At 53.4% G+C, this 20,915-nt stretch carries 18 protein-coding genes; 12 read left to right on the forward strand and 6 right to left on the reverse strand.

Annotation, left to right across the window (positions count from 1 at the left end; translation table 11 throughout):
- Positions 1-13: 13 nt before the first annotated feature.
- Complete coding sequence (gene dxs / locus Q4491_RS10430) at positions 14-1,879, forward strand: 1-deoxy-D-xylulose-5-phosphate synthase (RefSeq protein WP_192014627.1); 1,866 nt, start codon at positions 14-16, stop codon at positions 1,877-1,879.
- Positions 1,880-2,035: 156 nt separating this feature from the next.
- Here the strand turns inward: dxs and yfbV are convergent, their stop codons facing one another.
- Positions 2,036-2,485 carry a terminus macrodomain insulation protein YfbV gene (gene yfbV, locus Q4491_RS10435; RefSeq protein WP_192014626.1) on the reverse strand — a complete coding sequence of 150 codons (450 nt, stop codon included), beginning with the start codon at positions 2,483-2,485 and terminating at the stop codon, positions 2,036-2,038.
- A 319-nt stretch (positions 2,486-2,804) separates the two neighbouring features.
- On the opposite strand from yfbV, the gene Q4491_RS10440 reads away from it, so the two are divergent.
- Both Q4491_RS10440 and pta read left to right on the forward strand, forming a co-directional pair.
- Entirely contained in the window at positions 2,805-4,004 is a 1,200-nt protein-coding gene (locus tag Q4491_RS10440; protein WP_192014625.1) for an acetate kinase, read from the forward strand.
- 120 nt (positions 4,005-4,124) lie between these two features.
- Positions 4,125-6,278 carry a phosphate acetyltransferase gene (gene pta, locus Q4491_RS10445; protein WP_192014624.1) on the forward strand — a complete coding sequence of 718 codons (2,154 nt, stop codon included), beginning with the start codon at positions 4,125-4,127 and terminating at the stop codon, positions 6,276-6,278.
- 70 nt (positions 6,279-6,348) lie between these two features.
- On the opposite strand, the gene Q4491_RS10450 is transcribed toward pta, so the two are convergent.
- Positions 6,349-7,275, reverse strand: coding sequence for a DMT family transporter (locus tag Q4491_RS10450; RefSeq protein ID WP_303457300.1), 927 nt, complete (start codon positions 7,273-7,275; stop codon positions 6,349-6,351).
- 170 nt (positions 7,276-7,445) lie between these two features.
- Here Q4491_RS10450 and Q4491_RS10455 point away from each other — a divergent pair, with 170 nt between their 5' ends.
- The 4 genes from Q4491_RS10455 to Q4491_RS10470 all read left to right on the forward strand — a co-directional run bounded on the left by Q4491_RS10455 (position 7,446) and on the right by Q4491_RS10470 (position 10,562).
- Positions 7,446-8,363: a LysR family transcriptional regulator gene (locus Q4491_RS10455; RefSeq protein WP_303457303.1), complete on the forward strand. Its 918-nt coding sequence runs from the start codon at positions 7,446-7,448 to the stop codon at positions 8,361-8,363.
- An 86-nt stretch (positions 8,364-8,449) separates the two neighbouring features.
- The gene (locus Q4491_RS10460) at positions 8,450-9,211 is read left to right on the forward strand and encodes a sulfite exporter TauE/SafE family protein (protein WP_303457306.1); all 762 of its coding nucleotides are present in this window, start codon (positions 8,450-8,452) and stop codon (positions 9,209-9,211) included.
- A gap of 8 nt (positions 9,212-9,219) precedes the next feature.
- Entirely contained in the window at positions 9,220-9,519 is a 300-nt protein-coding gene (locus tag Q4491_RS10465) for a SelT/SelW/SelH family protein (protein ID WP_237794755.1), read from the forward strand.
- Between the two features lie 119 nt (positions 9,520-9,638).
- Complete coding sequence (locus Q4491_RS10470; RefSeq protein WP_303457309.1) at positions 9,639-10,562, forward strand: TIGR01777 family oxidoreductase; 924 nt, start codon at positions 9,639-9,641, stop codon at positions 10,560-10,562.
- 15 nt (positions 10,563-10,577) lie between these two features.
- Here the strand turns inward: Q4491_RS10470 and Q4491_RS10475 are convergent, their stop codons facing one another.
- Together Q4491_RS10475 and Q4491_RS10480 are read right to left on the reverse strand one after the other, a co-directional pair.
- Positions 10,578-13,055, reverse strand: coding sequence for an ABC transporter permease (locus Q4491_RS10475; protein ID WP_303457311.1), 2,478 nt, complete (start codon positions 13,053-13,055; stop codon positions 10,578-10,580).
- The gene (locus tag Q4491_RS10480) at positions 13,052-13,726 is read right to left on the reverse strand and encodes an ABC transporter ATP-binding protein (protein WP_192014619.1); all 675 of its coding nucleotides are present in this window, start codon (positions 13,724-13,726) and stop codon (positions 13,052-13,054) included. The genes Q4491_RS10475 and Q4491_RS10480 overlap by 4 nt, the downstream gene beginning before the upstream one ends.
- On the opposite strand from Q4491_RS10480, the gene tesA reads away from it, so the two are divergent.
- From tesA to Q4491_RS10495, 3 genes are all read left to right on the forward strand, one after another.
- The gene (gene tesA / locus Q4491_RS10485) at positions 13,725-14,324 is read left to right on the forward strand and encodes a multifunctional acyl-CoA thioesterase I/protease I/lysophospholipase L1 (protein ID WP_192014618.1); all 600 of its coding nucleotides are present in this window, start codon (positions 13,725-13,727) and stop codon (positions 14,322-14,324) included. The genes Q4491_RS10480 and tesA overlap by 2 nt on opposite strands.
- A gap of 44 nt (positions 14,325-14,368) precedes the next feature.
- A complete protein-coding gene (locus Q4491_RS10490) occupies positions 14,369-15,196 on the forward strand; it encodes an SDR family oxidoreductase (protein WP_237794753.1) in 828 nt (275 codons plus the stop codon).
- A gap of 404 nt (positions 15,197-15,600) precedes the next feature.
- Positions 15,601-16,455 (forward strand): co-chaperone YbbN, encoded by an 855-nt coding sequence (locus tag Q4491_RS10495; RefSeq protein ID WP_192014616.1) that lies wholly within the window; start codon positions 15,601-15,603, stop codon positions 16,453-16,455.
- 38 nt (positions 16,456-16,493) lie between these two features.
- Here the strand turns inward: Q4491_RS10495 and cueR are convergent, their stop codons facing one another.
- Positions 16,494-16,898, reverse strand: coding sequence for a Cu(I)-responsive transcriptional regulator (cueR, locus tag Q4491_RS10500; RefSeq protein WP_237028844.1), 405 nt, complete (start codon positions 16,896-16,898; stop codon positions 16,494-16,496).
- A 175-nt stretch (positions 16,899-17,073) separates the two neighbouring features.
- Between cueR and Q4491_RS10505 the strand changes: the two genes are divergently transcribed.
- On the forward strand, positions 17,074-19,791 hold the full coding sequence (locus tag Q4491_RS10505) for a copper-translocating P-type ATPase (protein ID WP_303457336.1): 2,718 nt from the start codon (positions 17,074-17,076) through the stop codon (positions 19,789-19,791).
- Positions 19,792-19,826: 35 nt separating this feature from the next.
- Here the strand turns inward: Q4491_RS10505 and Q4491_RS10510 are convergent, their stop codons facing one another.
- Entirely contained in the window at positions 19,827-19,961 is a 135-nt protein-coding gene (locus tag Q4491_RS10510) for a hypothetical protein (RefSeq protein ID WP_255557874.1), read from the reverse strand.
- Between Q4491_RS10510 and Q4491_RS10515 the strand changes: the two genes are divergently transcribed.
- The coding region (locus Q4491_RS10515; RefSeq protein ID WP_303457324.1) for a TraB/GumN family protein at positions 19,960-20,915 on the forward strand (956 nt) is incomplete at its 3' end. The two genes, Q4491_RS10510 and Q4491_RS10515, sit on opposite strands and share 2 nt — an antisense overlap.

The raw sequence follows: 20,915 nt of genomic DNA on the forward strand, positions 1-20,915 counted from the left end.
GCGCCGACTTGTTATGACATTGGATATTTCTAAATACCCACATCTGGCCTTAGCCAATACACCGGACGAACTCCGTTTACTGCCGGTGGACAGTTTACCTGCGCTCTGCGATGAGCTGCGGACGTATCTGCTCAACTCTGTGAGTCAGTCCAGCGGGCATTTTGCTTCGGGTCTGGGCGCCGTAGAACTGACGGTTGCCCTGCATTATGTGTACAACACACCTTTCGATCATTTGATTTGGGATGTCGGTCATCAGGCCTACCCGCATAAAATCCTGACCGGGCGTCGCGATCGTTTAAATACCATTCGCCAGAAAAACGGTTTGCACCCCTTCCCCTGGCGGGAAGAAAGTGAATATGACGTGCTGTCTGTCGGCCACTCCTCTACCTCAATCAGTGCCGGCCTGGGCATGGCGATTGCCGCCGAGCGTGAAGGCGCGGGCCGCAAAGTTGTCAGCGTGATCGGTGACGGGGCCATTACCGCGGGCATGGCTTTCGAAGCCATGAACCATGCCGGTGATGTACACAGCGACATGCTGGTGATCCTCAACGACAATGAAATGTCGATCTCCGAGAACGTAGGTGCGCTCAATAATCATCTGGCACGTCTGCTGTCCGGTAATTTCTATGCCAGCATTCGCGAAGGCGGCAAGAAGGTTCTCTCAGGCGCACCACCGATTAAAGAACTGGTCCGCCGGGCCGAGGAGCACCTCAAAGGCATGGTCGTGCCAGGCACTATGTTTGAAGAACTGGGCTTTAATTACATCGGCCCTATCGACGGCCATGATGTGCAGGAGCTGGTGCGTACGATTAAAAATATGCGCAACCTCAAAGGCCCGCAATTTCTTCATATCATGACGAAAAAAGGCAAAGGCTATGCGCCGGCGGAAGCCGATCCGATCAATTATCACGCCGTACCAAAGTTTGATCTGAGCCAGAACCCGCTGCCGAAAGCCAAAGACAGCAAACCGACTTTCTCGAAAATCTTCGGCGACTGGCTATGTGATATGGCAGAGAAAGACAGCAAGCTGATGGCCATCACACCGGCAATGCGTGAAGGTTCCGGCCTGGTCCGGTTCTCCAAAGAATACCCGGATCAGTATTTTGATGTCGCCATCGCTGAGCAGCATGCGGTAACACTGGCGACCGGTATGGCTATTGGCGGTTATCACCCGGTTGTCGCTATCTACTCGACTTTCCTGCAGCGCGGTTATGATCAGCTGATCCACGATGTCGCCATTATGGATTTACCTGTGATGTTCGCGATAGATCGTGGCGGACTGGTCGGGGCTGACGGCCAGACCCACCAGGGCGCCTTTGATCTGAGCTTCCTGCGCTGCATTCCTAACATGGTGATCATGACACCGAGTGACGAAAACGAGTGCCGCCAGATGCTCTATACCGGTCATCAGCATCAGGGGCCCAGCGCAGTGCGCTACCCGCGAGGCAGCGGAACCGGTGTAACACCAGATGCCACCATGACGGCGCTGGAACTGGGCAAAGGGATACTCCGCCGCCAGGGTGAAAAAGTGGCGATCCTGAACTTCGGCACCACACTGAGCTATGCGCTGGAAGCGGCAGAAGCCCTGGATGCCACTGTTGCTGACATGCGCTTTGTCAAACCACTGGATGAAGCCTTGATTCGCGAGCTGGCCGACAACCATGATCTGCTGGTCACGGTGGAAGAAAATGCCATCGCCGGCGGCGCCGGTTCCGGTGTGATCGAGTTTTTGATGAAAGACAAACGCATTAAGCCTGTGCTGCAAATCGGCCTGCCGGACAAATTTGTCCATCAGGGCACTCAAGCTGAACTGCATGCTGAACTGGAAATCGATGGTCCGGGCATAGAGGCCCAAATCCGCCGCTATCTGGCCAGCTGAATCGCCGGTGATAGCAAACAAAAAACGGACAGGAATATCCCTGTCCGTTTTTTTGTTTGCCACATGTTCACTTTAACCCGTTTTTCGCCTTTCCTAATCGCCTTTTCAGACTGAACACAGGGAAAATCCGCAGCACATCACCCCGCAAAACGGCAATCAGAACCAGCGTTCGAGAGAGGCCTTATCCAACTGCTTAAAGGCTCTGTCCAGCACCTGTGCCAGCTCCAGATAGCGAGGCCGCTCTTTCAGCGGCTGCATGGAATAGCCTTCACTTAAAATTTTGCCGTGTATTTCACGGCACCAGCTCGCCAGTGAGGGCGGCAAGGCTGTCCGGCTGCGTTTCCCCAGCCACAACAGGCCCTGCAACGGCATACTGAGCGCAAACAAGGCCACTGCCATCGCCAGTGGCAAACCAGAGGAATTATGAAAAGCCATCTGGCTCAGAACGCTCATCACGGCCACAGCGGGCATCACACGCACCGCAAATCGGGTGGCCCTGATATAGCGTTGTTCAGGAAACAATACAGCCAGCTCTTTGCGCATTGGCCATACCGACATGTAATGCTGGCCGTGTTGGACCTGTTTCCAGATTTTTGTCTGATTCATATCGCACCAGCCTCAACAAATACTGTAAATTTTCAAAACAAACAACAATCAATCTACCATGAATTAATTTTTAAAAATTTTTTTGTTATATCGACCAACAAGGGCTATCCTATGCACGCCTTAGGTAATTGTTGGCCGATAACCCTGTTATCGCAATAAATTAAGGATAAGTTAACTCCTCAGGTTTGCATTTCACTTCTACGGACAGAAGCAAAAATACCTGGTTTAGTCTCGCCATACACTGGGTCGACTATTCTATGGTTAACGCTTATTCAATTGAATATCAACTTTCAGACAGATTATATAGGTAGTCACTCACATGTCTAAGCTGGTTTTAGTTCTTAACTGCGGTAGTTCTTCTCTGAAGTTTGCTGTCGTCGACGCAGTATCAGGTGATGAGCACCTGACAGGTCTTGCAGAATGTCTGCACCTACCAGAAGCCCGTATCAAGTGGAAACTTGATGGTGCCAAACACGAAGCTCAACTGGGTAATGGTGCAGCACACGAAGAAGCACTGGCTTTCATGGTAGAAACTATTCTGGCTTCCAAGCCTGAGCTGGCTGAAAACCTGAAAGCGATTGGTCACCGTGTGGTTCACGGTGGCGAGAAGTTCACACAATCAGCTCTGATTGATGAAGCCGTGCTGAAAGGCATTGAAGAGTGCGCTACGTTGGCACCGCTGCATAATCCAGCACATATCATTGGTATCAAAGCCGCTCAGAAAGCCTTCCCGGCTCTGCAGAACGTTGCAGTATTCGATACCGCATTCCACCAGACTATGCCAGAAGAAGCGTACCTGTACGCGCTGCCATATAAGCTGTACAAAGACCACAGCATTCGTCGTTATGGTATGCACGGCACTTCGCACCTGTTCATCACCCGTGAAACGGCTAACCGCATGGGTAAAGCAGAAAGCGAACTGAACATCATTAACTGCCATCTGGGTAACGGCGCGTCTGTTTGCGCAATCAAGAATGGTAAGTCTGTTGATACCTCTATGGGTCTGACTCCGCTGGAAGGCCTGGTGATGGGCACGCGTTGTGGCGACATCGACCCGGCTATCATCTTCCACCTGCACGACTCTCTGGGCTACTCTGTTGACGAAATCAACACCATGCTGACCAAAGAATCCGGTCTGGCTGGCCTGACAGAAGTCACTTCTGACTGCCGTTTCGTTGAAGACAACTACGGTCAGAAAGAAGAAGCGACCCGTGCGATGGACGTATTCTGCCACCGCCTGGCGAAATACGTGGCCAGCTACACAGCGACGCTGGACGGTCAGCTGGATGCGATCACTTTCACCGGCGGCATTGGCGAGAACTCAGCCCCAATCCGTGAAATGGTGCTGAACCGCCTGAAGTTCTTCGGTATCGAAGTCGACAGTGAAAAGAACCTGAAAGCCCGCTTCGGTGGCGAAGGTGTGATCACGACAGACAACAGCCGCGTACCGGCCATGGTTATCTCGACCAATGAAGAGCTGGTGATTGCTGAAGATACAGCACGCCTGACCAACATCTAAGCAACACCAATTGGCCGACTTAGTCGGCCTTTTTCTATCAAGAATGATAATAATCGGGAGTTGCTGTCCGACAGCCTGACCTCCCTTTCTACCGTTTGCTAACAGTTTGAGGAATTGACTGTGTCACGTACCATAATGCTCATTCCGGTCGGTGCCGGAGTCGGCCTGACCAGCGTCAGCCTGGGTGTGCTTCGCGCTATGGAGCGCAAAGGCGTCCGTGTTTCCTTTTTCAAACCTATCGCCCAGCCTCGTCACGGCGGCGATCAGCCGGATCTGACAACGTCGATTATCCGTGCCAACAGCGACATGCAAATTGCTCAGCCGGTGTCCATGGCTGAAGCCGATGAGCTGATCCGCAGCGACCAGAGCGACGTGCTGCTGGAAGATATCGTTGCACGCTTTAAAGAAGCCACTGAAGGCGCTGAAGTGGCCCTGATTGAAGGTCTGGTACCCACCCGCAAGCACCCGTTTGCGAACCAGATCAACTACGAAATTGCCAAGACACTGGATGCGGAAATCGTGTTCGTGGTCTCGCCGGGTACAGATAACCCAGCCCAGCTGAAAGAGCGCATTGAAATTGCCTGCTCTAACTTTGGCGGTATTAAGAACAAACACATCTCAGGTGTGATTGTGAACAAACTCAATGCCCCAGTCGATGCTGAAGGCCGTACCCGTCCGGATCTGTCTGAGATTTTCGACGGTTCTGACTCTGTGATGCCCACTCACGTTGAAGTGATGCAAGTGTTCAACTCCAGCCCGATTCGCGTGCTGGGCTGTGCACCCTTCAATGCCGAGCTGATCGCTACCCGTGCAACCGATATTGCGAAGCACCTCAATGCTGACATTATCAACCCGGGTGAAATCGACAGCCGTCGCATTAAGAGCATCACTTTCTGTGCCCGCTCTATCCCTAACATGGTTGAGCACTTCCGTCCGGGTTCACTGCTGGTAACCTCAGCAGACCGTCCTGATGTGGTTGTGGCTGCCTGTCTGGCGGCGATGAACGGTGTGGAAATCGGCGCGTTGCTGCTGACCGGTGGCTATGAACTGCCTGCTACCGTTGAAAAACTGTGCAAGCGTGCTTTCGAAACCGGCCTGCCTGTGATGATTGCCAAAGGGAACACCTGGCAGACCTCTCTGAACCTGCAGAGCTTCAGCCTGGAAGTACCGGCTGACGATAAAGAGCGGGTCGAGATGGTCAACGAATACATGGCCAGCCACATTGATGGTCAATGGATCGAATCCCTGAGCGAAGGTTCTGCCCGTGAACGCCGCCTGAGCCCGCCGGCTTTCCGTTACCAACTGACAGAATATGCCCGCCGCGCGGCAAAACGCATCGTGCTGCCTGAAGGTGATGAGCCACGTACAGTAAAAGCGGCTGCTATCTGTGCAGAACGCGGTATTGCTGAATGTGTGCTGCTGGGTAACCCGGCGGAAATCAAACGCGTTGCCGAACAGCAAGGTGTGGTACTGGGTGCCGGTGTTGACATTATCGATCCGGCCTCTGTGCGCGAGCAGTATGTGGCTCGTCTGGTTGAGCTGCGTAAGAACAAAGGCATGACCGAAGTGGTTGCCCGTGAACAGCTGGAAGATACAGTTGTACTGGGTACCATGATGCTGGAACAAAACGAAGTGGACGGTCTGGTCTCGGGTGCGGTACATACCACAGCCAACACCATTCGCCCGCCGCTGCAGCTGATCAAAACCGCGCCAAGTGCGTCACTGGTGTCTTCTGTCTTCTTCATGCTGCTGCCTGATCAGGTTCTGGTATATGGTGACTGTGCCATCAACCCGGATCCGAACGCTGAGCAACTGGCTGAAATCGCCATTCAGTCGGCGGACTCTGCCAAAGCCTTCGGTATTGAACCGCGCGTAGCAATGATCTCTTACTCTACCGGTAACTCGGGCCAGGGTGCAGACGTTGATAAAGTCCGTGAAGCAACACGTATTGCGCAGGAAAAACGTCCTGATCTGATCATCGACGGTCCGCTGCAGTACGACGCAGCCATCATGGAAAACGTGGCAAAATCTAAAGCGCCGGACTCACCGGTTGCCGGTAAAGCAACTGTCTTCGTGTTCCCGGATCTGAACACAGGTAACACCACCTACAAAGCGGTACAGCGTTCTGCCGAGCTGGTGTCTATCGGTCCAATGCTTCAGGGCATGCGCAAGCCGGTGAACGACCTGTCTCGTGGCGCGCTGGTAGACGACATCGTCTATACCATCGCTCTGACCGCGATTCAGGCCAAGCAGGCTGAAGAGCAAAACGCTTAAGTTTAGGTGTCATTAACTATTGTAAGAGGAGGTCCTTTGGCCTCCTCTTTTTCATGTCGCACTTTTTACTTCACCGCTCATTCAATCTGTCGGGAGACTCTTTCAGTGAGGCCAGCAAGACACTGACCAAAATCATCCCCCCACCCAGTACCTGCACCGCAGAAAGGCTTTCCTGCAACCAAACTACAGCAAACAGCGCTCCGAACAGCGGTTCACTGCCCATCAATAACGAAGCCCTGGTCGGAGATATCTGCCTGACCGCATGATTCTGCACATAGAAGGCAAACAAGGTACAAAACATAACCAGATAGACAAGAATGCTCCAGAACGTCACTGAGTCCGGTAAGCTGATAGCCGCTGTCGGCATTGCAACGTTGAGGGCGACAATAGCCACAAGGGCTACCGTCAGCGACTGCAACGCCGTTAAGGTCGCCGTGGTAATTTCCCGCCCGTCGGTGAACTTTTTTGTCAGAGTTACCATCATCGCCCGCAGCACTGCGGCGAGCAGAATAAAGTAATCCCCTGTGTTCAGCGTCCAGGCCACTCCTTCGCTATGCGTGAGCAGAAATACCCCGGCAACACAGATCAGCACAAGCAAAAACATCCGAGGGCTGACACGACTTTTATTTACAAAAAACTCAGCAAAGGAAGTCAAAATCACCGACAGGCTGATCAAAAATGCGGCATTGGATGCCGTCGTCAGAGAAACCCCAAACACTTCACAGAAGAAAATAGCTGACAGGATCCCCCCAGTCGGTATCGCAACGAACCAGTCTTTATTCCGACCCTTCCTGAAATCCATCACAATGATCGGCAGTAAGGCGACAAAGGTCATCGAAAAGCGAATCGCGATAAATGTCAGTACCGTGGTAAACAGGAGTGCATGCTTGGTCAGGCCATAACTTGTTCCCCAAAATACAGCCACCAGCAGCAGTAGTAATTCCGTTTTCGGAAAGGCAAAACCGCTCCGTTTCATGGTTTGAGTGGTATCAGTCATGTTGTTCCTCCGTCTGGCGAACAAATGCTGCAACCGTTGATAAATCTTCTATGCTTCTTATTTTTCGCATATTCATTCCTTTGCACGACCTAACCATAAATTGACCCGAATACTATCCGTGAGTACTGTGGAACAAACAATACGGCTCAAACGCAAAGGATAATTGCGCAGTGGATACAAATAGACTGATTGTACTGATGCCCGAAATGGCCACCTTTGTCACTGTGGTCGATGAAGGCAGTTTTTCTAAATCAGCAATACGCTTAGGGGTTGCCCCCTCTTCAGTCAGTCGTTCTGTTTCCCGGCTGGAAAACGCTTTACAGGAAAAATTAATTCAACGTACAACGCGGCAGATGCGGTTAACTCCGGTAGGTAAAGATGTTTATCGCCTGTGCCGCGAGATGCTCCAGTCGGCCAGACTGGCGGTCAAAGCTGCTCAGTCCACTAAAGGTGAAATTTCCGGGCTGCTGCGAGTCGCAGCACCTAAAGCGCTGTCCCGTCAAGTTCTGGCTCCTATAATTCTGGACTTCATTGAGCATCACCCCAAAGTGCAGCTTCAATTGAAAGTTGCCGATCATGTTATGGATCCCGTCGGTGATGAAGTCGATCTGATCATCCGGATCTCAGAAAAACCTGTCGATGGCCTGGTCGCAAAAGTACTCGGCCAGACCCGACTTGTGCTTTGCGCAACCCCTGCGTATCTGGCACAGCATGGTATTCCCTCCCACCCTGAAGAAATCAGCCACCACAACTGTATTTGCCTGGGAGAAACCGCAGCTGACAGAACCTGGCGCTTTACCAATAATCAGCAAACATTGGCATTTCAGGTCCGGGGCACCCTGACCGTCAACCACAGTGAAATCCGCCGGGATGCTGTGTTAAGGCACCTGGGCATCTCTATTTTCCCGGCGTTTACCATTTCAACGTACCTTGAATCTGGACAGGTCTGTGAACTGCTGCCCGACTGGCATATCAACGGCAATTATCAGGGGCAAATCGTCGCACAGTATCCGCAGTCAAAATACCTGCCCAATCAGATCAGAGCTTTTCTCGATCACCTTCAATACAAATGTTCGCAAATAACCTGAGCAAGGAAATCAACATAGGGTTTGGCCTTGCGATACATAATCCGTATGCTGTGAAGTCTGAATAATTAAGGATTGCAGCAAGATACATGGATTGGTTGAATTCTCTCGGACTTTTCATTGGCTCCCTGTTTGCCAACACTCTGGCCTCTTTGTCCGGCGGTGGTGCCGGGTTGATCCAGTTTCCCCTGCTGATTTTTCTGGGCCTGCCCTTTTCCGTGGCGCTGGCTACCCATAAAATTGCCAGCGTCGCGCTGGGGCTGGGTGCAGCCGTCAAACATATCCGATCCGGTAAGCAGAACTGGTCAATGACAGGCTATGTCATTGCATCCGGTACCTTAGGTGTCATCCTGGGCGCCAATGCCATTCTCTTTGTACCGGGCCGAATAGCCGAGTCCGCCCTTGGCATCCTCATCATTGGCCTTGGCGTATACTCCCTGTATCAACCCAGCCTGGGCCAGAGCGAAAATGCACGCCGACGGGATACCAAAGGGCTGATCGCCGGCAGCTTGGGTCTGGCTGGGATTGGAGTGATCAATGGCTCGCTGACCGCAGGCAGCGGTCTGTTTGTGACCTTATTTCTGATACGCTGGTTTGGGTATGACTATAAACAGGCCGTCGCGTTAACCATGATCAGTGTCGGTTTGTTCTGGAACGGCACAGGCGCGGTTGCCATGTATGCGGCAGGCGCGGAAATATTCTGGCCCTGGCTGCCGATTCTGATTGCCGGTTCATTGCTGGGGGGCTACCTCGGGGCGCATCTGGCTATCAGGCAGAGCAACAAGCTTATCAAGCGCTGTTTCGAAACCCTGACGTTTCTGATCGGGGCCAAACTGTTATTCGGAATGTGAGAATTCTTATGTCTGACAATACACCGCAAACGGCCAGCAAAGCCGTGATTGATATTTACTACTGCCGCCAGTGCAACTGGATGCTTCGGGCCAGCTGGATGTGTCAGGAGCTGTTGCATACGTTCAGCGAAGATCTGGACGCCGTCAGCCTGCACCCGGACACAGGTGGCCGGTTTGAAGTCTTCTGCAATAACGTTCGCATCTGGGAACGCAAAACCGATGGCGGTTTTCCTGATGCCAAACAGCTCAAACAAAGGGTCAGGGATATTCTGGATCCCGCTCGCGATCTGGGTCATGTTGATCGCTGATCCTCGTTTTTTGACTGACGTCAAAACCGAAAGCGCTGGAAAAACAGAGAACAGCTCGCCGATTGATTATAATTTAGACAAAACAAGGATAAATTATCAGTCAGACAGGCGGACGAGACATGCATATTCTGATCACCGGCGGAACCGGGTTTATTGGCAAAGCGCTACTTCCTCATCTGAATCATGATCAGGTAACTGTTCTCAGCCGTAACCCCAACCGCGCTTATCAACGTCTGGGCCATCATATTAAAGTCATCACCAGCCTGGATTCACTGGTTAATCTGGATGAATTTGATGTGGTGATCAATCTGGCCGGTGAACCGATTGCTGATAAGCGCTGGACAGAGAAACAGAAAGAAGAGATTTGCCGCAGCCGCTGGCAGCTCACCCGGGATCTGGTGGTCAGATTGCAGGCCGGTGAGAACCCGCCGCATACCTTCATCAGCGGCTCTGCTGTAGGCTACTACGGCGATCAACAGCACAACGGCTTTGACGAGTCACTCGATGTTAAGCGCGACGATTTTGCCCATACGGTTTGCCGTACCTGGGAGGAGCGGGCACTGGCGGCGCAGTCAGACAAAACCCGCGTGTGTGTGCTTCGCACCGGCATTGTACTGGGCAAAGGCGGCGGGGCGCTGGCAAAACTGGTCCCGCTGTACAAAATGGGCCTGGGTGGCCCGATTGGCAATGGACAGCAGTATTTCCCGTGGATTCATCTGCAGGACATGGTGAAAGGCATACTGTTTCTGATCAAGCAAACTAATGCTCAGGGCCCCTATAACCTCACGGCCCCCAAACCTGTTACCAATAAAGAGTTCAGCCAGACTCTGGCCAGAGTGCTGCATCGTCCGCATGTGATGAGCACACCGGAATGGTTGTTGCGCCTCGGTATGGGAGAATCGGCCCAGATGCTGCTCGACAGCCAGCGTGCTCTGCCGGCTAAGCTGGAAGCCCATGGTTTCCATTTCTGCTACCCGGAGCTGGAAGGTGCGCTGAAAAGTGCCCTGAGCGATCAGGAAAGCCGGGTTACCCGTGTAGAGTAACCCGGCACAACAACGCTATCGGCCCAAAGGACGCAGCAGTTGCTTCATCATGGTACTGATGATCAGCAGGATCAGCACGATTGAGAGTAGCGGTAATACCAGCCACAACCCCGGATGCCAGCTGACAGGCAGCTCAAATCCCCATTTGATCAAAGAAGCCACCAGTGCTTCAGCCCCGAGTACGGCGATCACCCCCGCCAGTACCGCCATCAGGCCATATTCGCTCCAGATGGTGGCACGGATCCGGCTTCGGCTGGCGCCTAAGGTGCGGTAGAGCTTAATTTCCTGCTGCCGCTGTGACAGGCTCAGGCGTAACAAAGTCAGCACCAGTAACAAGCCGCTGCACACCCCCAGAAAAGCCAGCACAGACAATGACAAGGACACTTGCTGTAGTATGGCCTGAATACGGGTTGCCATGGTTCTCAAGTCCAGCAAGGTGACTGTCGGATAGTCTCGGCCGAGCTTGTTCACCAGCTCACTCTGCTCTGCCGCCACTCTGAAACTGACCAGCCAGGTGGCAGGCAAATCAGCCATGACATCCGGTGTGAAGATGAAGTAGAAATTAGGCCGCATATTGCGCCATTCCACCTCCCGCAGACTGGTAACTGTTGCACTGAACACCTGACTGTTCACGTTAAAGCCCAGGGTATCACCCAGTTTTATCCCCAGCCGTTCTGCCACACCGGTTTCTACCGACACACCGCCGGGGGCATTGCTCCATTCGCCAGCCACTAAGGTGTTGTGTACTGGCATGGAATCTCGCCAGGTAAAATTCAGTTCGCGGCGCAAGGATTCATCCCCTTCCTGACGCTCATCACTCTCACTGCCGTTTTCAGCGCCTTCAGCCCTTGGATTCTGGCCGTTTATGGTTACCAGCCGGCCGCGCACTATAGGATAACTGTCGGAACGCATTAAGCCGCTCTCATCCAGCACATTGAGATAGGCCGGATGCTGAACCGGGCTGATATTAAGCGCAAACACATTGGGGGCATCCGGCGGCAATGTCTGCTGCCAGTCCGCCAGCAAATCGGTACGCAGCAGCCAGATAACCGCCAGCAGCATCAGCGAGCTGGTCAGGGCGGCCAACTGGGCACCGCTTGCCAGCGGACTGCGACCGATACGACTCAGAGCCAGTGTCATCGCCGGTCCCCACTGACGACGACGCAACCCGGCCACCAGCAATAATCCCATGCCCGCCAGCAGCACCAGCAACACAAGCAAACCAGCCAGGGTCAGCCACATCATAGGGTTATTACCGACCCAGAGTAATAGTGCAACAACAGGCAGCAAAATCAGCAGGTAACGTTTCTTAGAACTGGTGTCCGCCGTCTGGCGCTGCATCACAGCCAGAGCCGGTGCATCCAGCAAGCGCCACAGTGCGATCCCGATGCCCGGTACCGATACCAGGATCGCCACCAGCAGACTGACCAGCCAGGGCATGGCTCCCATCTCGGGCAGCGGCTGCGGTAACACATCAGTAAGCGGCAGACGCAACAACCACTCCAGAAAAAGCCCCAGCGCCAGGCCCGCCGAGGCGGCAATGGCAAACAACAGCCCCAGCTGCCTCGCCAGCCACCGCCACAAGAAGGCTTTACCGGCACCGAGGCTTTTCATCATGGCCACGGTTTCCGTCCGGCTGGAGGTGTAGTGCATACAGGTCAGCACCAGAGTGGCCGTGGCCATCATGATCACCAGTATCAGGGTCAGCGAAAGGTACTGCTGCACCCGCTCGATCATCTCGCCGGTCCGGCCTTGGGTGGTTTCACTGATCCAGCGCTGATCCGGTGTCAGCTGTGATTGCTCCCTGAGTTGCTTTAACTGGGCCTCAGTACCATTAAAATAAGCCCGGTAACGTACCCGGCTGCCGGGCTGGATAGCCTCTGTGGCGGCCAGATCGGCTTCATGCATCAACACGGCCGGCATCTGACTGAAAGGGTTAAACGACAGTTCCGGTTCCTGCACTATGGTGCCGGCTACTGTCAGCTCAGCGTTGCCAATGGCCACCTGATCACCATTGCTGACATTAAGCAGAGAGAATAACCGCTCAGACAGCCATAACTCACCCGGGTTGACCTGTTGCTGGGTCCGGCGGGTGCCCTGCAGCACCAGCTCTCCCCGCAATGGAAAATCACTGGAGACAGATTTCACGCTAACCAGCTGCATGGCATTATCGCTGAACGCCATGGTGCCAAACCGCGTTTGCTCTGTGACCGTCAGCCCCAGACGCTCCGCTTCCCCGACAAGGTTATCAGGCACAGGATTGGCCGATCTCAATACCAGATCAGCGGCTATCATGCTGCGCCCCTGGTTAATCATGATCTTCTCAACCCGTACCACCAGCGAGGCCAGTGCAAACACACAGGCAATGATCAAAGTCAGTGCCACCGCAACGGGCCACAACTGCCCTTGCCACAGTTCACGCCAGCTCCATTTCAGCAACAGGGAATGGCCCTTTGGCCTGACAGGACTCTGGCTTTCACTCATCTCTGTCATGCCGCCTCCACCCGTCCGCCATGAATACGCACTACCCGATCACAACGTTCTGCCAGTTGCGGGTCGTGCGTTACCAGCACCAGGGTAGTGCCGTGATCCCGGTTGAGCGCAAACAGTAAATCTATGATGGTCGCAGCGGTTTGCTGATCCAGATTGCCCGTCGGTTCATCGGCAAACAGCACCTGTGGGGCGGTCATGAATGCTCTGGCAAGTGCCACACGCTGCTGCTCACCGCCCGATAACTGGGAAGGAAGATGCTCTTCGCGCCCCTGCAGTCCGACCTGGCGCAACAACTCTGCTGCCCGCTCGCTATCACCGGTTTCCCCTTTGATAATGGCCGGTAATGTCACATTCTCCAGCGCCGTCAGCGACGGGATCAGCAAAAAACTCTGGAACACAAACCCAACGGCCTGGCTGCGCAACGCGGCACGGGACTCATCGTCCATGTGGGACAAAACTTGCCCCAGCAACTCAATTTCGCCGCTGCTGGGTACGTCCAGCCCGGCCAGCAAGGTCATCAGTGTCGATTTACCCGCCCCGGAAACCCCAACCAAAGCAATGCTTTCACCCTGCTCGACCTCAAGCGAAACATCCTGCAGAATGGTGAGAGTCGTGGTGGCCGTTGTCACCTGTTTAGTTACTGATTGCGCTTTTATCACGGATGTAGACATGATGCGGATCCTTGCACTGTTATTACTTGTTATGACCCCACTCAGCAGTGTTGCCGCCACCTTAATGGTGCTTGGCGACAGCCTGAGTGCAGGATATCAGATGCGTGCCGAACAAAGCTGGCCCCGCCTGATGGAACCCATGCTTAACGGCAACGGGCTGAAAATTGACGTCATTAATGCCAGTATATCGGGCGACACCACAGGAAATGGTCTTGCCCGTCTGCCTAAGCTATTGAAACAGCATGCTCCAGATTACGTCATAATTGAACTGGGTGCGAATGATGGTCTGCGCGGATTTCCACCGGCGACCATAGAGAATAACCTCAAAGCCATTATTGACCTTATTAAGGATAGCGGCGGTGAGCCGATGTTGATGCAAATCCGCATCCCGCCCAACTACGGCAAGCGCTATACCAGCCAGTTTGAAGCTATCTATCCCAGACTCAGCACAGACTACGCTTTGCCTCTGCTTCCCTTCTTTTTGGAGCAAGTCATTCTGCGTGACGGCTGGATGATGGATGATGGCCTGCACCCCAAAGCCGATGCTCAGCCCTGGATCGCTGAATTCATAACGGACACTATCACACCTTTTTTGTAACCAGATTTTACGGGCGCGATGATGCCCGGATTTAAGGACTATCAATGAGCACTGCCATTCTTATTACCGGCTGCAGCAGCGGTATCGGTTACCACTGTGCCAGATCGCTTCATCAGGCTGGCTATCTGGTGGTGGCCAGCTGCCGGCACGATGACGATGTCGCACGCCTGCGTGACGAAGGCCTTCACTGCGTGAGGCTCGATCTCGCCGACAACCAGTCTATTGAACAAGGACTGGCAGAAGCACTGAGTATCACTGAAGGTAAACTCGATGTGCTGTTTAACAACGGCGCCTACGGCCAGCCAGGCGCCCTTGAAGATCTCCCCACCGATGCCCTTCGCGAGCAGTTCGAAACCAACCTGTTTGGCTGGCACTCGCTCACTAAAGCTGTGATTCCTGTCATGCTGGCTCAGGGAGGCGGCAAAATCGTGCAAAACAGCTCTGTACTCGGTCTTGTTGCCATGAAGTACCGCGGCGCCTATAACGCCAGTAAATTTGCGCTGGAAGGATACACAGATACACTGCGGCTGGAGCTGGCTAACACCCCGATTAAAGTCAGCCTGATAGAGCCAGGGCCAATTGAAAGTCAGTTCCGGGCCAATGCCAAGCGTCAGTTTGAATCCCATATTGATATGACGGCATCACGGCACAAAGAGAGTTATCAGAACACACTGAACAGACTGGGCAAGCCCTCCCCGTCCAATAAGTTCACACTGACCCCGGAGGCCGTACTCAAACCGCTGATGCACATTATCAACAGTGATCGGCCATCAGCCCGGTACTATGTCACCCAGCCGACCTATATCTTTGGCTTTCTGCGCAGAGTGTTGCCCGTTCGCTGGCTCGATCATCTGCTGGGAAAAAGCGATTAACTGGCACTCATAATGGGCAAACTTTGATCTTGATCCGAGAGTCAAAACCTCAGCGGAAAAATGCGCTTTTTTTAGCCAGCTGTCATGATTGTGTCATCTGAGCACTCTAGGCTTCAGGGTAAGTTGGTCCTTACCTGCTGAAGGGGTAAACCAGCGATCCCCCTAAATAAACGTGCTACATTTTTCGGAGAGATCGGCATGACATTACGCCAGATAAATGCGCTCTGTCTTTGTGTCGCTATTGCTCTGCTTCTGACCTTCCATCTGTAACGGAGAGCCCTGCTCTCCGTTTTTTTCTCTTAGACCCGTTACCAGCCGCGTTTTTCTGTCTTTTCTCTTGATTTTCCAGCCAATCAGCCCAACATCTTGAACATCACTCTTAAACGATCACGGAAACGCCCGGTATGAATGACAAATTAGCAATTGAACTGAATGAAACCAATCTGCATCAGGTGATAGAGCAGTCAATGCAACAGCTGGTCGTGATCAGCTTCTGGGCTCCATCCATGCCAGAAACAGCAGAAGTCAACACCCTGCTTGAGCGTCTGGCGGCCCAGTATGCTGGCCAGTTTGTGGTGGCAACGCTCAATTGTGAAGAACAGCAGATGGTGGCAGCCCAGTTTGGTGTGCGCAGTCTTCCGACCGTCGCCATTTTCAGCAATGGTCAGCCGGTTGACGGCGCGGCAGGTCCGCAAACCGAAGACAGCCTGCGTCAGATGCTGAGTAAGCATTTACCCAGCCAGGAAGAAATGCAGCTGGAACAGGCCATTCAATTAGTCAGCCAGCAAGCCTTCAACGAAGCACTGCCCATTCTGCGCGAACTGGCAGGCAGCCTGCCGGGTAACAGCCAGGTGTTGCTTGCCACCGCCGAATGCCTGCTGGAAACGGCACAGTTTGACGAAGCGGAAACCCTGCTTGGGCAGATTCCGATGCAGGATCAGGACGGTTATTACAAAGGGCTGGTTGCAAAGCTGGAGCTCCACCGCCAAGCCAGCGATTCTCCGGAGATCCGCCAGTTAGAAGAGAAACTGGCCACCGATCCGGGCAACGGACAGCTCGCTTATGAGCTTGCGGTGCAGTACAGCCAGGTCAATCGTCATCAGGAATCTCTGGATATCCTGCTGAATCTGCTGCGTAAAGATCTGAACTTTGCCGACGGTAATGCCAAGAAAACCATGATGGATATCCTGGCCTCACTCGGTCAGGGCAATGCCCTTGCCAGTCAGTATCGTCGTCAGCTTTATTCTCTGCTGTACTGATCTCATCCACGCCGCAGGCAATCCCACTTTGCCTGCGGTTATCTTGCCGCAGCCTCCCCTATGGTCAGGGCATCTATGATCGGACAACCCGGCTGGTTGTTACCCGGACACTGACTGATCAGGCTCTGAAGGCTTTGTTTCATTGCCAGTAATTCCTGGATCTGATGATCAATCTCAGCCAGTTTGTGCTCAGCTTTTTCTTTTACGTCAGCACTTTTTCTGTCCGGATCCCGCGACAAGGCCAGCAGCTCACGACTTTCATCCAGACTGAATCCGACCAGCCGCGATCGTTTTATCATCAACAGTTCGTTCACCTGCTTTTGGCTGTAACGGCGATAGCCATTCTCACCCCGCTGCGGCTCACTAATCATGCCCTTGCTTTCATAAAATCGTATGGTTTTGTTAGTCAGGCCCGTCTGTTTTGCCACTTCGCTGATATTCATCATTACCTCGTTAAAATACCGCTTGACATTCCATTAACTGGAAGCTTTAGAGTTAGCATATCTCATAACTGTGGTGTAGAGGAAGCCCATGGATAATTCAAATCACGCCGCCACCCCAGCCAGCCATTCCGCTGCCAACATGGATATCAGGCTGCCACTTGGCAAGGTTCGCTGCATGAACTGCGTCGGAAAAATTAAACAGGCACTGAGCAAGCTTGATGGTATCGAATCTCTGGACATTAATACCCAGCAAGCCCATATCACAGGGCCGGTCGATCTGAATGAAGTGATCACTACCATCGAAAGCCTTGGCTACCAAGGGGGTTACTATCATGATTTGCCTCTGTCGGGTCTGTCATGTGGCAAGTGCGTCAGCAAACTGGAGGCCATATTCACAAACGAGCCGGAAATCACGCAGTTTGAAGTCAGCAAAACCCGGGCAAAGGTGCAGGGCTCACTGACCGAATCCGCGCTGATAGCCCTGATTGAATCTGCAGGCTATCAGGTACCGGCTGAAGCTGGTGCGGTTGAAACGAATGCGGCAGAAGCTGTCTTGCACGACGCAACTGCACCTGAACAAGCGAAAACGGAGCAACCCGAGCCGTCACCATCAGCCGCTGCTGAAACCGCGCCATCATCCGATAACAGCCACTACTTTTTACTTTCAGGCATGACCTGCGCCAGTTGTGTGTCCTCAGTTGAAAAAGCCATTCAGGGCGTGGCAGCGGTTACGGCTGTCAGTGTCAACCTGGCCGAACGGACAGCGCTGGTTCAAGGGGATATCAGTCCTGAATCTGTGATCCAAGCTGTGTCTGATGCCGGGTATGGTGCAGAGCTCAGTGAAGATGAAGCGACAAGACGTGAGCGCCAGCAAGCCCAGAATACAGCAACTTACAAACAGCATCTGCTCAATGCCGGGCTGGCATTAGTGCTGGGTGTGCCCCTCATGGCCTGGGGCGTATTCGGTGGCAGTATGATGATAGAGTCGGTCACCAGCCAGTGGGCTTGGGGCATCATAGGTGTGCTGACGCTGGCGTTGCTCATTTACTGTGGCGGCCACTTTTTCCGCGATGCCTGGAAAGCTTTTTTACATCACAGAGCCAGTATGGATACCCTGGTCGCTCTGGGGACAGGTGCTGCCTGGTTTTATTCCATGTTTGTGGTGCTCAAGCCAGACTGGTTCCCGGCACAAGCCAGGCATGTCTATTTTGAAGCGTCAGCCATGATTCTGGGGCTGATCACACTGGGCCATGCACTTGAAGCCAAAGCGCGCGGTCGCACTTCACGGGCACTGGAAAAACTGATCGATCTGCAGCCGCAGACCGCCATTCTGGTGGATCAGCAAGGCGAGCGTGAAGTCCCTCTGGCTGAAGTTCAGTCGGGTATGGTGCTGCGTTTACGTCCGGGTGCCAAAGTGCCTGTCGATGGCGTGATTGAGCAAGGTGAGAGCTATCTTGACGAATCCATGCTGACCGGTGAACCCGTCCCGGCCCACAAGAAGCCGGGAGACAAACTCCATGCCGGTACCATTAACCAAAGCGGCAGCCTGCTGTTTAAAGCGGTGCAGGTCGGTAATCAAACCCTGCTGGCCCGGATCATAGGTCTGGTTCGTCAGGCGCAGAGCAGCAAGCCTGAGCTGGCGAAAATGGCGGATACCATTTCTGCCATTTTTGTTCCGGCCGTGATGATCATTGCCATTGTTACCGCCACTCTCTGGTATTACTTTGGCCCGGATCCCGTCTCGATTTACATGCTGATCACCGCAACAACGGTACTCATCATTGCCTGCCCCTGTGCACTTGGACTGGCGACCCCCATGTCGGTGACAGTCGGTCTTGGCCGCGCTGCGGAATACGGCATCCTTATCCGTCATGCCGATGCGATGCAACTGGCCGCCAACATAGATACAGTGGTGCTGGACAAAACCGGTACGCTGACCGAAGGCAAGCCTGTGCTCACACACAACCATTATTATGGTGATCACACTGAACACGCTGTGCTGACTCTGGCGGCCAGCCTCGAACGGGGTGCAGAGCACCCGCTGGCAAAAGCTATCGTCTCGGCGGCACAGGAAAAAGGACTGTCTTTGCAATCAGCCCGAGATTTTAACGCTCAGGCTGGCTATGGCGTCAGCGGCGAGGTTAACGGACAGCGTGTTCTGCTGGGCAACCGTGCGCTGATGGAAAAAGAAAATATCGACATTTCTGCCCATCAAAACGATGCCCACTCGCTGGCCGATGCAGGTGCAACGGCTATTTTCATTGCCGTAGACGGAGTACTGGCCGCACTGTTAGGCATCAGTGATCCGCTGCGCTCAGACTCTAAAGCGGCAGTAGAGAGACTTCAGGCGAAAGGGATCGAGGTGATCATGCTGACCGGTGACACCGAACGAACAGCCAAAGCGATCGCTCGTCAGGCGGGGATTAACCGCGTCATTGCCGGTGTCCTGCCCGATGGAAAATCCGAGCAGGTGGCGCAATTACAGCAGTCCGGGAAACACGTAGCCATGGTCGGGGACGGCATTAATGACGCTCCTGCACTGGCTAAGGCAGAAATTGGTATTGCCATGGGCAGCGGCAGCGATGTCGCCATTGAAAGCGCGCAATTAACCCTGGTGCGCCATTCTCTGCACGGCGTCGCCGATGCACTTGAGCTCTCATCAGCGACGTTACGTAACATGAAGCAAAACTTGTTCGGTGCCTTTGTGTATAACACATTAGGGATTCCGCTGGCCGCCGGTATCCTGTTCCCTTTCACCGGCAGCCTGCTCAGCCCTGTGATAGCCGGAGCAGCAATGGCGCTCTCGTCCATCACTGTGGTCAGCAATGCCAACAGACTGAGACTTTTCCGCCCTGGTAGTCAGGACAACGCTCAATTGAAGAAGGAGGCCTGAGATGATGGCTATACTTGCTGCACTGACCATTGGCTTTATTGTCTGGTGGTTCTGGCTGCATCCAAAAAAATAATGACTTTTGAGCGGCTGCTTTCTACAGCCGCTTTTTCTTGCCAGCCCACACCAGATTCCATAGGCTGTATGCATCCTACCGCCAATGGAAACAGCATGTTCAAATCCTTGCTCACCAAAGCCGGTATCCTGCTGACAATCTTCAGTTCAGGTGCCTCTGCAGAACCTCAGGTCTGGCTGGCCAAAGACAACCAGCGACAGTTTGTGCTGATGGGATCTATCCATGTCGGCAGCGATGCACTCTACCCGCTGCCTGATGCCTTTAACCGTTACTGGCCTCAAGCGGATGGTCTGATTTTAGAAGCCAATATCCAAAAACAATTCAGTATGCCGGCCATCGACGAGGCTCACTTTACCCGTAAACTGCTGCCGCCATCTGATATCCGGACACTCAGAGAGCTTGCCGCTCAGCTCAAACTGTCTCCTTTCAGCCTGCTTGAAAACCCTCCCTGGCTCACCGCCATGCATCTGCAAATGGCCCAGTCACTAGCGCTTGGCCTCACTCCGGACAAAGGGATTGATCAGGTGGTCTTTAACCGGGCACTAAAAGAGAATCTGCCCATTTTCGAGCTGGAAGGGATAGAAGCGCAGTTCCGCCTGCTGTCTTCACTGCCTGATCACGGATTAAACCTGCTGCAAACGACGCTCAACGAATGGCCTCTGCTGGAAGAAGAAATGACCTGCCTGCTCACCGCCTGGCAGCAGGGCAATAATGCCGTACTGACAGAGCTCAGCCAGCAAGTCGCCCTGTCTGAAGAGACCGAACAGCACTTGCTGGTACAGCGTAATTACAATTGGGCTAAACAGCTCACCATCTCCCCTCAGTACCAAAAAGGGACTTTCCTGGTGGTAGTCGGCGCTTACCACATGATGGGCGAGGAGGGGCTACCGGCATTGCTGCAAAAGCAGGGATTCACAGTTCAGCAAATCAACAGCGCGCAACCAGCTACCTGCCAATCTGGTGTCGCAAAAAAAAGGTTCATCTCGGATCTCCGGGGAAGACTGATCGTATTTTCAGAAAGAAATAACCAGTATCTCGATAGCCATAAGCC

The organism is Photobacterium sp. 2_MG-2023, from assembly GCF_030547675.1.
GTDB lineage: Bacteria > Pseudomonadota > Gammaproteobacteria > Enterobacterales > Vibrionaceae > Photobacterium > Photobacterium arenosum.

What these genes read in the sequence shown, in the direction of transcription:
- Q4491_RS10510 (WP_255557874.1), bottom strand. Translation starts at nt 19,961, where the DNA reads ATGCTGTTTCCATTGGCGGTAGGATGCATACAGCCTATGGAATCTGGT.
- cueR (WP_237028844.1), bottom strand. Translation starts at nt 16,898, where the DNA reads ATGAATATCAGCGAAGTGGCAAAACAGACGGGCCTGACTAACAAAACC.
- Q4491_RS10475 (WP_303457311.1), bottom strand. Translation starts at nt 13,055, where the DNA reads ATGACAGAGATGAGTGAAAGCCAGAGTCCTGTCAGGCCAAAGGGCCAT.
- dxs (WP_192014627.1), top strand. Translation starts at nt 14, where the DNA reads ATGACATTGGATATTTCTAAATACCCACATCTGGCCTTAGCCAATACA.
- Q4491_RS10505 (WP_303457336.1), top strand. Translation starts at nt 17,074, where the DNA reads ATGAACTGCGTCGGAAAAATTAAACAGGCACTGAGCAAGCTTGATGGT.
- Q4491_RS10490 (WP_237794753.1), top strand. Translation starts at nt 14,369, where the DNA reads ATGAGCACTGCCATTCTTATTACCGGCTGCAGCAGCGGTATCGGTTAC.
- tesA (WP_192014618.1), top strand. Translation starts at nt 13,725, where the DNA reads ATGATGCGGATCCTTGCACTGTTATTACTTGTTATGACCCCACTCAGC.
- Q4491_RS10440 (WP_192014625.1), top strand. Translation starts at nt 2,805, where the DNA reads ATGTCTAAGCTGGTTTTAGTTCTTAACTGCGGTAGTTCTTCTCTGAAG.
- Q4491_RS10480 (WP_192014619.1), bottom strand. Translation starts at nt 13,726, where the DNA reads ATGTCTACATCCGTGATAAAAGCGCAATCAGTAACTAAACAGGTGACA.
- yfbV (WP_192014626.1), bottom strand. Translation starts at nt 2,485, where the DNA reads ATGAATCAGACAAAAATCTGGAAACAGGTCCAACACGGCCAGCATTAC.
- Q4491_RS10450 (WP_303457300.1), bottom strand. Translation starts at nt 7,275, where the DNA reads ATGACTGATACCACTCAAACCATGAAACGGAGCGGTTTTGCCTTTCCG.
- Q4491_RS10470 (WP_303457309.1), top strand. Translation starts at nt 9,639, where the DNA reads ATGCATATTCTGATCACCGGCGGAACCGGGTTTATTGGCAAAGCGCTA.
- Q4491_RS10495 (WP_192014616.1), top strand. Translation starts at nt 15,601, where the DNA reads ATGAATGACAAATTAGCAATTGAACTGAATGAAACCAATCTGCATCAG.
- Q4491_RS10465 (WP_237794755.1), top strand. Translation starts at nt 9,220, where the DNA reads ATGTCTGACAATACACCGCAAACGGCCAGCAAAGCCGTGATTGATATT.
- Q4491_RS10460 (WP_303457306.1), top strand. Translation starts at nt 8,450, where the DNA reads ATGGATTGGTTGAATTCTCTCGGACTTTTCATTGGCTCCCTGTTTGCC.